10 protein-coding genes and 1 pseudogene are annotated in these 15258 nt (G+C 34.9%); 7 read left to right on the top strand and 4 right to left on the bottom strand.

Going from position 1 to position 15258, the window contains the following annotated elements; translation table 11 throughout:
• The first annotated feature begins 45 nt into the window (after nucleotides 1-45).
• The 4 genes from AC1M86_RS09300 (at nucleotide 46) to AC1M86_RS09285 (ending at nucleotide 3662) form a co-directional block, all read left to right on the top strand.
• Nucleotides 46-498, top strand: coding sequence for a RidA family protein (locus AC1M86_RS09300; protein WP_481607819.1), 453 nt, complete (start codon nucleotides 46-48; stop codon nucleotides 496-498).
• Complete coding sequence (locus tag AC1M86_RS09295; protein ID WP_481607818.1) at nucleotides 491-1693, top strand: MFS transporter; 1203 nt, start codon at nucleotides 491-493, stop codon at nucleotides 1691-1693. The genes AC1M86_RS09300 and AC1M86_RS09295 overlap by 8 nt, the downstream gene beginning before the upstream one ends.
• A 153-nt stretch (nucleotides 1694-1846) precedes the next feature.
• Nucleotides 1847-3016 (top strand): zinc-binding dehydrogenase, encoded by a 1170-nt coding sequence (locus AC1M86_RS09290; RefSeq protein WP_481607817.1) that lies wholly within the window; start codon nucleotides 1847-1849, stop codon nucleotides 3014-3016.
• Between the two features lie 154 nt (nucleotides 3017-3170).
• Complete coding sequence (locus tag AC1M86_RS09285; RefSeq protein WP_481607816.1) at nucleotides 3171-3662, top strand: GFA family protein; 492 nt, start codon at nucleotides 3171-3173, stop codon at nucleotides 3660-3662.
• A 62-nt stretch (nucleotides 3663-3724) separates the two neighbouring features.
• Here AC1M86_RS09285 and AC1M86_RS09280 read toward each other — a convergent pair.
• The 4 genes and pseudogenes from AC1M86_RS09280 to AC1M86_RS09265 form a co-directional block, all read right to left on the bottom strand.
• Nucleotides 3725-4655, bottom strand: a pseudogene (locus AC1M86_RS09280) (IS5 family transposase).
• 103 nt (nucleotides 4656-4758) lie between these two features.
• Complete coding sequence (locus AC1M86_RS09275; protein WP_481607815.1) at nucleotides 4759-5124, bottom strand: hypothetical protein; 366 nt, start codon at nucleotides 5122-5124, stop codon at nucleotides 4759-4761.
• Nucleotides 5121-11285, bottom strand: coding sequence for a two-partner secretion domain-containing protein (locus tag AC1M86_RS09270; protein ID WP_481607814.1), 6165 nt, complete (start codon nucleotides 11283-11285; stop codon nucleotides 5121-5123). Before AC1M86_RS09270 ends, AC1M86_RS09275 begins: the two co-directional genes overlap by 4 nt.
• A gap of 27 nt (nucleotides 11286-11312) precedes the next feature.
• On the bottom strand, nucleotides 11313-13043 hold the full coding sequence (locus AC1M86_RS09265; RefSeq protein WP_481607813.1) for a ShlB/FhaC/HecB family hemolysin secretion/activation protein: 1731 nt from the start codon (nucleotides 13041-13043) through the stop codon (nucleotides 11313-11315).
• A 170-nt stretch (nucleotides 13044-13213) separates the two neighbouring features.
• Between AC1M86_RS09265 and AC1M86_RS09260 the strand changes: the two genes are divergently transcribed.
• The 3 genes from AC1M86_RS09260 (at nucleotide 13214) to dusA (ending at nucleotide 15229) form a co-directional block, all read left to right on the top strand.
• A complete protein-coding gene (locus AC1M86_RS09260) occupies nucleotides 13214-13609 on the top strand; it encodes a transposase family protein (RefSeq protein ID WP_481607812.1) in 396 nt (131 codons plus the stop codon).
• Nucleotides 13557-14027, top strand: a complete 471-nt coding sequence (locus tag AC1M86_RS09255; protein ID WP_481607811.1) for a transposase family protein — start codon at nucleotides 13557-13559, stop codon at nucleotides 14025-14027. Before AC1M86_RS09260 ends, AC1M86_RS09255 begins: the two co-directional genes overlap by 53 nt.
• A gap of 191 nt (nucleotides 14028-14218) precedes the next feature.
• The gene (dusA, locus tag AC1M86_RS09250) at nucleotides 14219-15229 is read left to right on the top strand and encodes a tRNA dihydrouridine(20/20a) synthase DusA (protein ID WP_481607810.1); all 1011 of its coding nucleotides are present in this window, start codon (nucleotides 14219-14221) and stop codon (nucleotides 15227-15229) included.
• The last annotated feature ends 29 nt before the right edge of the window (nucleotides 15230-15258 follow it).

Raw genomic sequence — 15258 nt, 5'->3', positions numbered from 1 at the left:
TGAGCTTTCATAATTCTTTTCTAAGCTTAATCCAGAGAAGATAGAATGACAAAACCAAATAAGCCAACGTTTAGTTTAACCACTAAAAATCCGCCTCAGCTTTATTCCCCAAGGCAATTTGCATATAGCCACATCTGTGAGGTCAAACACTTCAACACAGTCGTTCATATATCAGGTCAAGGTGGTGAAAATGCCGACGGACATTATTCCACTGATTATGCAGAACAACTCAACCAAGTCTTCGAAAATCTCAAAATTGCTCTCAGCTATGCACATATCGACTTTTATAACATTGCTGTTCTAAGCGTATTGATTGTCAATTTTGACCAACAAAAACATCACCTGTTAAATCTGAAAATGAATACAATATGGAAAGATCAAAATTTCCCAGCATGCACACTAATCCCTGTGTCTCGCTTGGCATTAGACGCCATGCAAATTGAAATCGAGGCCACAGCTTACTGCTCCTCATCCTCTGAGCCATTTATTCATGTATAACGATCTTGACAATTTAAATAAAAAAGACATCACGAATGACACTGCTTTACTTTGGTTGATGGCCATTGCTTGTGGTATTTGTGCAGGCGCTAATTATTATTCGCAGCCCTTAATTCACTCTGTTCAACTTTACTTTAATGCCCCTGCAACAGATGTGGCATTAACTGTCACTTTGGCTCAAGTCTCTTATGCTGTCGGACTGCTTTTTATCGTACCACTTGGTGATATTCTCAATAAAACGAAATTAATCCCATTTTTAATGTTCTTTGCAGCAGTGGGATTATTTATTTGTGCTTTTTCGCTCAACCTTTATATGTTATGGGCTGGCACAATTATCACTGGGCTTTTCTCGGTTGCAGCACAAATTTTGATTCCGTTTGCCACGATGGCGGTTCGACCAGAACGAACAGGCGAAGTTGTCGGGTTACTGATGAGCGGATTATTGGTGGGTATTTTGATTTCGACCAGTTTAGCTGGTTTGTTATCCAACTTATTTAATTGGCAGCTCATTTATATCGTCAGTGGAATTTTGATGTTAATGGTCGCTGTGGTACTTAATATTCGTCTGCCTTATATTCCTAGCTCTAAAATTAGTTATTTTGCTGTATTTAAATCCATGGGGTTGCTACTTAAAGAAGAGCCTCGTTTAATCTATCGCTCTATCATTGGTGCCTTTGCATTTGCAACGATGAGCATCCTCTTCTCGACCATTTCTATTTTACTTAAATCCTCTTTTTCTCTTGAAGATGTCATGGTGGGTTTAGTCACTTTGGTTGGCGTATTTGGCGCCTTGTCCACCAAGAAAATTGGTAAGATCGCCGATCGTGGTTACGTCAAACAAATCACTTGGTTTGGCATTTTAATCCTAGGTAGCGCATGGATATTCCTTTATTTAGGTGCATTCTATTTAAGTTGCTATATCATCGGTTTTGGACTGATGAATCTCGGTCTAGCATTGGTGCATAGTAGCAACCAGAATGTGATTTTTAATTTAAGACCGGATGCTAAATCTCGTGTAAATTCACTTTATATGACCAGCTATTTTATTGGTGGCGCAAGTGGTTCCGCGCTAGGAATTTATGCTTGGGATCATGGTGGATGGGCAATGGCGTGTATCGTAGGATTAATCTTGGTCAGTTGTACAGCACTATTCACGCTAGTGGATCAACGTTATCATCGAACCCAACTAAGCTAACTCATAAAATATGCATGTTAAGCCTCTATAAATGGAGGCTTTTTCACTAATTTAGCCTCTGCAGTCATCATTCAGTCCTCTAAAGCTGTGTATCTCTTGTGCGTAATCACACACACTGTTCACTATCATTATAAAAAATATTCGTGAACAAGAATGAAAGCAGTTGTATGTCATCAAAATGAATTAACACTTGAAGATGTCAGCCATCTAACACCATCACAAGGACAAACTTTATTAGAAGTTGTGCGATGTGGTATTTGTGGCAGTGATTTACATATGCAACATAGTTGTGACCACATGCATGAACTTACGGCTAAAGTGGGTCTAAAAGGTGTTGCAAAGTCAACAGACCGTTTTGTCATGGGGCATGAATTTTGCGGTCGTGTTCTAGATTATGGTCCTAAAACTAGAAAAAAATTTAAAACAGATACCTTAGTTTGTGCGATGCCACTATTGAAAGTTGATCAGTGGGGTTATCAAGCGACTGGTCTTTCCCCTCAAGCTTCTGGTGGTTATGCCGAACAAATCTTGGTGCAATCTCAACTCATGTTTGCGGTGCCAAATGGATTACATCCCGATCTTGCGGCAATGACCGAGCCAATGGCGGTAGCTTTACATGCAGTACGTCGGAGCAGAATAAAGAAATCAGAACCCGCAATTGTTATTGGTTGTGGTCCAGTAGGCTTAGGTGTCATTTTAATGCTCAAAGCGATTGGTGTGAAAAAAATTATTGCCAGTGACTTTTCACCAAATCGCCGTAGGCTGGCTCAACTTTGTGGTGCAGATGTCGTCATTGATCCTAAACAATCATCGCCTTTTGAGAGTTGGAAAGAATACGGTTTATTGGGTGATGCTTCTGAAGCGATTAACTATGGAATCGGTATTTTTGAAAAGATACAGTCTATGCATATTCCATGGTGGCATGCGTGGCGTGTGGCTGACAAATTAGGTGCTTTACCCAAACGTCCTGTGATTTTTGAGTGTGTCGGGATGCCAGGCATCCTTCAACAGATTATTAACGGTGCGCCATTATTTTCTAAAATTATCGGTGTGGGTGTATGTATGCAATCCGACAGCATCGAACCCGCTTTGGCTTTAAACAAAGAAATCGAAATCCAGTTTGTGATTGGTTATACGCCACTTGAGTTCAGAGATGCGCTCCATATGATCGCTGAAGGTCAAATTGATTGTTCTCCTCTGATAACGGGCGTTGTAGGTCTTGCAGGAGTCAAAGATGCTTGTCAGGCCTTAGGTGATCCTGAACAACACGCTAAAATTTTGGTCGACCCCAAAAAGACCGGATCTGATATCAGTGCACTTTAGATAATCTTTAGGTTCTATACGACATAAGTGCTCAGCGATTTTTTTACTATGGGGCTCAAACTTGATCAGAGTCCCTTATTCATCCTGCGTGATACTCAATCGAACTTTAAAATTTTAATTTCATCTATGAATAGATCTTAAACAAGGAAGTTTTATGTCAAATTTAAATCACATGCCTTTCAATGTTGAAGCAAGTTGTTCTTGTGGCGCAAATACTTTTCGCTTTTCTCATGCGCCCATCGCACATTTTATTTGTCACTGCCAAGTTTGCCAAGAATATACAAGTAAGGCATTTTCAGATGTTTTAGTATTCTTGAAACAAGATGTTTGTGATTTAAATATTAAACAGACTACTTTTAAACGTTTGAAGTCACCACCCAATATCCGTCGTGGGATATGCAAACAATGTCAGTCCCCTTCTATTGAATTTGGAATATTAGATCAGTTGGTATTTATTCCTAAATGGAACTTAAAAAACTTCTCGCAAGTTCCCCCTGAAAATATGCATATTTTTTACCATCGTCGTGTGCAAGATGTAGCTGATGATTTGCCAAAATATAATGGTTTTATCCAGAGTCAAACTCAAGCAGCTAAGTTTATTTTAAAAGGGCTTAAAGAGCGAATATTCTCTTTAAATGAACATTAAAGTTTAGATTGGCTTTGTTGCACAAAGATTTGAAAGGCAAAGCGCCCCTAATTGAGCCAAATTTAAGGCGTAACTTGGGTAAGTGGTCGACCTAATTCCGTAAATCTGTTGAGGACTGCTACACGTGCATGAACCTCATTGACTTGGCTATCAAAGCTCCTTGCACTGAGTTTATCTCCTAATAATTTGATGCAGTGCATTTTAGTCTCAACCAAACTTCGGCGATGATAGCCTGACCATTTTTTCCATAGTGTCCTACCTAAACGTTTAACTGTTCGAAGTAATTCATTTCGCTCTAGCGAGCTGCTCTTTGTATCTTTCCATGGTTTCGCATTTTTTCTAGGTGGAATCACCGCATGCGCTTGCCGATCTGCAATGGCCTGACGGCATTACTTGGTGTCATAAGCTCCATCGGTATAAACAGAGTCAATCAGCTCATCTTGTGGAATCTGATCAAGTAAATCACCAAGTACCTGTGAATCACTGATATTATTGGTTGTGAGCTGAATAGCACGTATTTGAAGAGTTTCAGCATCTATAGCAATATGTAGCATACGCCATTGGCGACGATATTCAGGTCCATGTCTTGCGTTTCCATTCGCCCTCACCTAGAAACTTCAAGCCTGTAGAGTCCATGAGTAGATGCAGCCCATAGCTACTTTTTTGGTAGCTGATTGCAATATCAATATACTTTTGTCTTCTACAAAGCGTACTGTAATCTGGCGCTGTCCAATTTAATCCGCAAAGTTTAATCAGACTTTGCACAAAGCCAGTGACCATACGTAAAGACAGACGAAATAAGGATTTAATCATTAAGCAGCATTGGATGGCTGCGTCGGAGTAGGTTTTATTTCGTCCTTGTTTGCCTTTTGATAGAGCATACCATTGCGTAGTAGGATCAAACCAAATGGCAATATTTCCGCGATTAATGAGTGCTCGGATATATGCGGGCCAATTGGTTGTGCGGTAGATTTTGTGTGTAGGCTTCTTCATTTGAAAATTATATGGCTGAAGAAGCCTTAAGAATAGCTTTGTGCAACAAAGCCTTATTCATATAAAAAGATTTATATAACAAAGCCAAAACTTCTGATAATATTTAAATTAATATTGAAAATATCCAACCGCCTATAACATTGATATAAGAAAAAAAATACCATCTAATTTTAAGTAGATTTAATTCAAATAAAAAACTAAATATCCAAAAAAATATATTTAAAGCAAAACATATACAAAAATAAGTGAGAATTAATGTTAGTTCCCCAAAAAAAGAACTCTGATAGTGATCAAACAACAAGTCAATACTGAGTACAAATGGAAGCGAGCCAATTACAATATTCCAGTTCAATATCTTTTCTCTTTTCTCTTTTAATTGCCAACCAAAGAGAGTCAATGTAGACTGAAAAATAAAAAAATATGCCAAAATGAGTAAAAAGTCTCCTGGGTTTTTAAAACCGCTCATCATTTTGAAACCCCACATTTGGCTTCATAGCCCATATCCACACATCCTTTATCTATTCGATCTTGGACATTTAAAATATTCTCGATTTTTGCTTTACCTTGCATAATTAATCTTAATGGAGGTGCTAATTTAGAAACATATTTTTCATGAATAGATTGTAATGCAACCTGTTCATCTACCAAACGCTGGATACTCCATTGCTTTAAATCTATTGTTTGGTAATTTTGATAAACATTTTTAAAGTCTTCATACCCTAATTTCATAATGGCATCACCTGCTTCAGATCTCCATTGTGATAGTGTTGTTTGCGTACCGTATTCATTTTTAAACGCAGCAAGCACGGTCTGCAATGTACGATCATATTCCGCTCCCAAATTAAACATCAATCCAGATAAATCGTTTCTTGAAACTTGTTCTGCGGCAAGGAACCACTTCGCTCCTGTTTTTAGGTACATTGCACTAAAAAAATCAGCCCTTGTATCTATATCATTGACTGCTTTATAAAATGAATCAGGACTTTCGATAATTTTAGAAAGTATGAAATCTCTTGTACGTATCTGATCTATTTTTAATTTATTTAGTGCCGTTGATGTTGTTGGAGCTTTAGAATACCAAAAGTCGCTACTAGAATAGTCTAAAGCCACCTTTATCATTGAATTACATGCTGAGTACAAGGAGTTATTAGTACAGGTATCAATTAATGTTTGATCATTTTGTTTTGATAGAGTCATATATTCTTGCACAAGATTATCACGGCATGCCTCAGAGTCACTTTTCAAGCTACAACCGACATATTCCAGCTCATATATTGTTTTTTGTTTTGGATATAAAAAATTGTTTTTGACAGCAGTTTCTGCTGAGTTGGCAGCAATATTTACATCGTAGCCTGAATATGCTGATACAATTCCAGCTATTAATTTTGTAGTATCTATTACTTTCTTGTTATACTCATTTCTTTCTTGCCTTGACATATCTTTAATTTCTTTATTTCTCGGCACAAAATCTGCAGTAACTTCCCCTACGAAAGCACCCATAGCGCCTGCTTCACAACTTCTTTGAATTTCACCAGCTATGCAACCTGCGGCAGCATGAGCAAATTTATGAACTAAATAATTAACGTCCTCTAACGGTTTAATGTTTTGGGCTAATTCTCCCTGTAATGCTCCTGCCAATCCTGCTAATAATGCTTTTTCAAGATTATCTTTTAAGTCTCCACCATTTACAGCAGTCTGAACTAATGTTGAGCCAATAGAGTTGGTGAAGTTTTGAATTAAACGATCAGAAAACAACAAAGGATTTGGTTTTATATTTAATATAGTTCCAACTTCACTTAGTAAACCAGCCGTGACAACGGATGTAACTAATCCTTTAATAGATTCATTACTACCAAGATCTTTTAAGGTTTTACTTATATCCCCACCATTATTGATAAGGCTTACGCTCGTTTGTGAAGCTATGGTTGCTACTGCAGCTTTTGTTGCTGCACCACCTCCAAATGTACTAGCTGCTGCTGTTCCTGCACCAGAGGTTAAAGATGCGACAATTAACACAACAAGAGCAGCCCCAGGTCCGGTTAGACCTTGAGACTTATAATCCCATTCTTGTTGAGTTAGAATTACCTTATTCCAGTTAACATCATCTCTTTTAACCAGCTCGTTTAAATATTCATTACCAGGTTTATTTGCAAGTTTGATAATTTCTTCTTTAATTTGAACCTTATGTTGATCTTTTTCTCCAATTGGAATCTGTACTTCCATACCACCTTCTGCTTTAAAGGTTGAAGGAGTCGGTCCATTAAAACTAGGAAGTTTTGCGGTTTCTGTGATTGAGCCTTTGTCTTGCATTGATTGCCAAACAACTGAGTTACTTTCTTTTTTAAGTGTCTCCTCGATTCTAGTTGAAGCACCTTCTAAAATAATTTTTTTACCCGCTTCAATAACAGCACCATCAAGATATTGAAATTCTGTTCCTACAAGGCGTGTATCAAAACCGGATTTAACGCCAATATAATTTGCTTCTAAATAAGATGGCACTTCAGAAATTATATTACTTGTTCTAGTTACTTTAGAATCATTATATTTAATGCCTACGAATGAGCTTTTCTTAGTAATATCATTAGTAGTAAGTGAAATATCATTTGCTGTTAAAAAATTAATATCTCCACTAGCCCGTATGTTTATTTTTTTAGCATTATTATTTAGTGAAATATTAGACAGTACAGTTGAGTAGAAATCAATACTATTTCTTTCAGTTACTGGTAAATTTTCTGTGTTGACTCCAGAACTCAAAATATTAATATTATTTGCATAAATGTTAACTGAATCTCCTTGAGATTTCTCACTTGTATTAAGTGTTGTAGTTACTGTTTTCTTTCCATACCATTTTCTTTTTGTTTCAATTTTTTTACTTTTATCATATTTATGCTTTACCGCTACATCAAATATGATATTTTTATTACTTTCGATGTTCACATCTCCATTATATGATGATAGTAAAGCACCTTGTAATATTAAATTATTATTAAAACTATCACCTTTAGTTTTAATAAATATTCCATTATTCCCATTAATGTATGAGTTCCTTAATGGACTGAACCAAAGGTAGTTATCATCTGAAAGTAGACCTTGTTCATAGTAATCATATAGAGAATCAATAATAATACTAGACTTCAATTTCCCTTGTTTAACGCTACTTAAATTATTATTATACTTACCGCTTATTTCATGTTCAAAATCCTCTAGAACACCCTTAGCCTCAATATCAATATAACCATTAAATGAGTTTAATTCGGATCCACTTATGGCTACCCCTTGATTAGATATTAACTTAATATCGCCCTTTCGGCTTAGCAATATTGATCCTAAATTTTGTACGCCAGTAAAATTACCACTATTTAAATTATTCAAAACATCTTTATAATAATTTTTTTCAGAAGAATTTTTAGTATTTTCATATACAAAATCTGGATAATTTAACAAAATATAATTATTCAGTTTATACAATCCATCATTTATATACTCCTCTAACTCAGTTGGAGTTTTTATATTTTCAGAACCATCCTGAAGATACTGAAAAGCAATAGCATTAAATTTTTCTACAAAATCTTTATAACCTGGTGAATTAGATAACTCTTGATCTTTTATTTTTATTTTTTGAAGTATATTTTCAATAATATTTATACTACCTTTTATATTATTTCTAACACCTGAAACAATCAAATCATTTCTTGTTGACAATATAGATATATCTCCTAATGAATTAAATTTACTCCCCTGAATTTCTATTTTCTCACCTTGCAGGGTAATACTACCATTTTCTGTTTTTAAATCAACCACTTTCTCGGAACCGCTTCCATTATCTCCACCATAACCTATAAATTTTAACTCACCATTTTTTGAAATAATTTCAATGTCACCAACCGCACTTAATTGGTGTTTTTTGGGATCTATTATTAGCGTATTATTACTTTGAATAGCCAAATCACCATTAGCACTATTCAAATTTAAATCATTTTTTAAGAAATTACTACCAGTAGAATTCAATACTACTTTATAAGGAACATTAAATGATTCCCCAACTTCAACTAAAACAGCACCTCCTATAGTTTCTAAATCTAGGGCATTTATACTTTTATCACTAATGATTGAGATAATTCCAGGGGATGTTATTTTATTTTTTTTCAAATCAAATTGATTATTAGGCTCACTAAGTACTATAGGGCTTTCAAATGTAATATTTTTTTTTGATTTTAGAGCGACGTGCTGCTGCGAATCAATAATAACCTCCTGAAATTTCAAGTTTTCTGGAGAGAATAATTCTATATTTCCCTTTGATTTAATATTAATTTTATTAAGATTCGTATTACCGTTACTTTGTATTTTAATATTTCCTTCTTTAGACTTTAATTCAGTTGAACTTAAATCAATTTTAGACTCAGTTGATGCAATAATGATATCCTTGTTAGCATTAATTTTAATTGGCGTGACATTAGAATCACTAAAACTAGATTCTCCAAAATCTACGTGCCCTTGTGCTATTATGGAAACTTTCCCCTGCGTTGAATCTATATCTAGATTTTCAGATTTGATATCACCTTTTAAGGATACAATATTTATATCATTTTTAGATTGAATTTTACTATTCAATTTTAAATTTTTACCATGAATATCGAAATTATCTCCCACATCAAAACCTCCGCTATTAATATTAATCCCACTATCCGACCTTAAACTAACACCCCCTGAAATAGTAGAATCAACCGTACTATCCCAAATTATTTTTTTTAATGCTTCAACATTTAAATTTTTTAAAGATGTTGAGTTACTATTTAAATCTAGATCTTCTATTTTTAATACACCTTTGCTATATACATTTAAATTCGCATTATTTGCACTAACTCTAACTCCTTTAAGTATTGTATCTGTTTGCAATCTGTTATTTTCAACTCTAAAATCTTTTGAAATATTTCCAGCTTGATCTATAGTATTAATAATAAAGTAAGGAGATTCAGAATTAAACTCTACAGGTGATGCTCCACTTTTATCTATTATGCCAGTATAAAATATATTATCTTCCGAATCTCTTATTCTTAATGTTGAGCCAGCTTCACTCTTTATATTAAATTTTAAAGGTATCCATTTTTCATTTTCATTATCAAAACTAAAAATATCAATATTGTTGTTTATTGTTGATAGGTTGCTATCTAAAATTTCAGATTTATTTTGAGAACTTAGATATAACCCATTGGATCCATGTATAGTACTATTGTTCTGAATTTTAATGTCTTTATTTGAGATGAGTTCTAAATTTTTATTACTTTTAATGATTGATTCACCATTGATAAAAACATCTCCTGAATTAATATAGGTATTGCCAGATATATTTTCTATTTTTGATTTTTTTGTTAATTCTGTATTTTTTTCTGAATTTATATAAATATCTCCTTCACTATTTTTATTGCTTTTTTCAATATAACCACCATTCATTAAAAAATTATTGCTTGAATTTAATAGGATATTATTATTTGCAATAATAGAGCCTTTGTTAACAATATCGGCAGCCTCAAGTGTATTGATACTTAATAAACTATTTTGAGGATTGGTATTCTTTATCGTCCCTTTATTTTCAATTTTACCTGAACTGGTAATGACCAAATTCTGAAGCGATTGAATCGTTCCTGCGTTACTTACCCCTAGGCCTTTTTCAGTACCGACAATAAAAATATTGTTCGCATACATTCCACCCAATGCTTTGACATCTAATGCAAAAGTAGGGCTCGTACTCTCAGGATTATTCGATTTAATTTCGCTTAAATTATCACTAATATTATTTGAACCCGTAATCACCTGAAGATCTTGATTGGCATGTAGTTGAGCATTCAGCTCTACTGCTTTTGCATAGATATCGACATAATCTGCATTATTGTTATTACCACCAAGACCTAAGCTATTTTCAGTTGCATTAACATTGATTTTACCTTGACCAATGACAAACTGTTTAATACTTCCATCTTCATTTAGTTGTGGTTTTCCTGTCGTAAAAATGGCTTGATTGGCATTAATAAAACCACCGCCTTGAATATTAATTCCCGATGGATTGGCAATTATCACATCTGCGCGTTGTCCTGCAACTTCTAAATTCCCTTCAAAACGAGAAGCAGCAGCAGAATTTACTTCATTTAAAATGACACGAGCTTCACCTGTTTGCAGATATGGATTAGCTTCAACTTTTCCAACAATAACTGAACCTGCGCCATTACGGCTGTTATTCAACACAACACCAGGTTGTAATACATCAAACCGATTATAAACGTTGTGAGAAACACCATTTTTTGGGGTTTGAATATTAATGACAGGTACATTTTGACCTTGTTGATTTTTTCCTACACCTATAACGGCTCTTTGGTGAGCCGATGCAGCAGGATCTGCCTGTATTTGTGCATATACAGGGGAAAACATCATAAATAAGCTTATCGAAGCGACAATACTTTTGACTTGCCATAATTGATGAAATGATTTTGAATCATGTATTTCACTAGAAGCATTTATTTGATTTGAATTGGTGCTTTGTCCTGCTGCTTTTGTTTGACTTTTAATATTTTCAGCAACAGCAATAAACATATTTTTTGATTTGCTGAAAATTACGCGATAACGATTTTTATTCATTTTTTTAAAATCCTAAGTATTTTTTGATTAATATGAAAAATTTAAGCTAAAGCCTGTAACCCACTCTTTTTTTATAATCTCAGGTGCTTCCAGACCATGACCCACAAAGGCATCTAAATAGATGCCTTTGAAATAACTTCTAAGACCCAATACGCTACCTATTAAATGGCGCTTTCCAGAATAACTATTACGACCATTTACCCAACCCTGATCTATGCCTGCATAAAATTGTGTGGAAGGAATATAAGAGGTATTCCAACTCAATTCTTGTTGTACGTAATGACCGTTATCTCCTGACAACATCAGCACATCATCAAAACCTCGAACACTATATCGTCCACCAATATAAAAGCGGTCTTGGGGAACTAGAATTTTAGGTGCAACTTGTCCTCGCCAATTTAATCGGTATTGAACAGGATGGTCTAAGATAGTAAAGGGTTGAGAGTAACGAATATCAGCACTCCAAATTGGAGCGCGTGCGTAACCCTCAACAGGTAATGGGTTGTTATAAATATCAACGATTTTTTCTTCTGGCGCTGCTTGCGCTCCTAGTGCGCCTGTACCGCGTCGATAATCAATTTTTAAATCAACGAGTGCATTGCCTAGATATTGTCGATGTTGAAGGCCAGCATTCCATCCGGCCGTTTCTCTGCGTTGAACACCTACTTCTAGGTTTTGAATAAAATTTTGATTTTCTTTATGGTAACCCTTGGTATAAAAATTGGTTTTATGATGTGCACCACGACTGATCATGCGTGAAAGAGAGAGATTACTTTGTTTGGTTTTACCACTATATAAAATAGGTTTATCGAAACCCGCTACTTGTTGTTCATAATTATATTCATTGTAAGTAGCAGATAGTTCATAATTTTTTAATGGAAAAGAGTAGTTTGCATAAAAGCTTTCATTAAAATTTTTATCCCAGTTATCTAAGGAGTGGCTCAAATTGACATTAAGGACATCATTCAAACCTAATGGATTATTGAGTGTTATACCCAAAGATCCAATATATTCTCCTGTATTTTTAGAACCTGAATTATCAACATTCAAATTCAATCCAATTTTTTTATAAGGCCTAGAGGTCAAGATAAGATCGCTATAGCCAATCATTTCTGTACCATCATCAGATACTGCTGGCTCTATTTTGATATCAACATCGCGATTAGTGACTCGTTTTAAATTTTCTAAACCTTGATCGATCTTTTTTAAATTTAAGATTTCATTTTTTTTAAATGGCAAAGCACTCCATATTTCTCTTTTAGATATCGATTGATCTTTGGAGATTATTTGATTAATTCGACCGATGTGAATATTTAAAACTAAATGACCTTGAGTCAAATCTTGTGGATTGACGACAACTTGAGTTGTAATCAGTCCCTTCTTGATCAGCTCATTTTGAGCATATTTAAAAATATTTTGAAGGCTTTGAGTGCCAATACATTGTCCAATTATAAAATTTGGTTGATTTAAAGCATAAATTAAATCATTAAAAATATTATATTTTTCACTTTGAAGTGGATCATTAATAATAATGTGAAGTTTTTTTATTTCAAAACATAGTTCATCTAGTACGACAACATTTTGACGACTTATTATATTTAACTTTTTCTGTGGAGCTAAAATTATAGTCTCATCTTTAAGCTTTTTTTCTAATTCGCTAATTCTTTGTACTTGTCGCACGTCTTCTTGAACTAATTTATCTTCCTGTGCAGCAAAAATAGGCGAAGCAAATGAAGCAAGTAGAATTATTTTATACATTTAGTGTTTTTTGTGTTAAATACATCACAAATTTAGGTTATTTTGAGTTTTTTATCAAGTATAATGTTATAAAAACTTAACAATAGATCTCTTTCATAAATCAAAAAACGATCTATCCCTTGCTGACTATTTGTACCGAATAATCTTAAATATTCATGCATAATTTGCGAATGAAATACATCGACTCAAAGAAGCTTTCTGAAACACAGTTTAAGCGATATACAGGCATCTCATGGTCAACCTTTGATTTAATGGCTGAACAGCTAAAAATGCTTGTACCTGCTAAAGGTAGACCATCTAAGTTAAGTGTAGAAGATCAAATCCTTCTGTGCTTAAGTTATTGGCGTGAATATCGAACATTGTTTCATGTCGCAACGAGTTATGGTGTGTCAGAGCCTACTGCTTCAAGAATCGTCCGCCACGTAGAGGATTGCCTGATCAAGTCCAATCTATTTAATTTACCCAAGAGTTTGCCTGAAGGCGAAGGTATCGACTGGAATGTGGTGATCGTAGATGCCACAGAAATTTCAATACAAAGACCTAAAAAAACAGAAGAAAAGCTATAGTGGTAAGAAGAAGGCACATACTTTTAAAGTACAAGCCATCATCCACTATAAGACTCAGCAAATTCTGAGTTTATGCACGAGTCGTGGTACAGTACATGATTTCGAGCTCTTCAAACGCAACCTGAATCAAATTCCTAAAGGGTCTTTTATCCTTGCAAATAAAGGCTATCAAGGGATTTATACGGTGTATCCAAATAGTCTATTGCCATTAAAAGCAAAAAAGCACTGTAAACTAGAACCTGAGCTAAAAGTTTACAATCAAGAAATCAATAAAAGAAGAATTGGGATTGAGCATGTATTTGGGACTTTGAAGAGCTTCAAAATCCTTGCTGAGCGATATCGTAATCGAGGCAAAAGATTGGGATTAAGATTCAGTTTAATCGCAGGGATTTATAATTTAGAACTGAGTAAAAAATGATTTATGAAAGAACCCTTATAATTAATTTTTTTAAATTAATCTAATTTTGTAGTTAAATTAAATTTTGAGTAGGCTTGTAGAAATATTCAAACTAGCATTCTATTAGCAACATCTGATCAACACTATCGAATTTAAGCTTGAAGACGTATAATCGCCTGCTCTCTTATTCGTCTTCAAGATTAGGTTTTCTTATGTCGTCGATCCAATCCTTACAGCCTCGAATTTCCGTCGCACCCATGATGGATTGGACGACTCGTGATTACCGCTTTTTTGCACGTTTATTCAATCCAAATATCATCATGTACACCGAGATGGTAACCACAGGCGCAATTTTATTTGGCGATGCAGCCCGTCATTTAGATTACAGTAAAGAAGAACACCCTATTGTGTTACAGCTTGGTGGATCAAATCCTAAAGACCTCGCAACCTGCTCTAAAATGGCTCAAGATTGGGGCTATGATGAAATCAATTTGAATGTTGGTTGTCCTAGTGATCGCGTTCAAAACAATAAAATTGGTGCTTGCCTCATGGCTGAGCCTGACCTGGTTGCTGAATGTATTGCTGAAATGCAAAATGCAGTTGATATCCCCGTCACGGTAAAACACCGAATCGGCATCGATGATATGCAATCTTATGAGGAGATGCTGCATTTTGTCGATACCGTTGCAAAAACGGGATGTCAAAATTTTATCGTGCATGCACGCATTGCTTTACTACAAGGTTTGTCACCAAAAGAAAATCGGGACATTCCGCCTTTACGTTATGAAGATGTCTATCGCTTAAAGCAAGATCGCCCAGAACTATTGATCGAAATCAACGGTGGGATCAAAACATTTGCTGAAACTCAACAACACTTACAACATGTGGATGGTGTCATGATTGGTCGCGAGGCTTATCACAATCCTTATCTACTGGCTGAACTAGGACAATTATGGAATTTGTCAGCACCTGATCGTTTTGAGATCATGCAGGAAATGATGCCATATATTGCAAAACGTTTAGCTGATGGTGCGCCACTTTCAGTGATTACACGTCATATTTTAGGCTTATTTCAAAACCTTCCTGGTGCACGAAAATGGCGACAAGCCCTGAGTGGGGGTAATGCGAAAACCTTAAAAGATATTGAAAATGCCTTAATCGGTATGCAACAAGCCATTCAAAGACATGCTGAACAAGAAAGCTTAAAAATCAATGCTGAATAAACAAATATCATCAGTAAAAAAGGTCTCTT

Source organism: Acinetobacter sp. ANC_7654 (genome assembly GCF_056779855.1).
The sequence above is the reverse complement of the archived record's forward strand: the minus strand, read 5'-3'. Positions and strand labels throughout refer to the sequence as shown.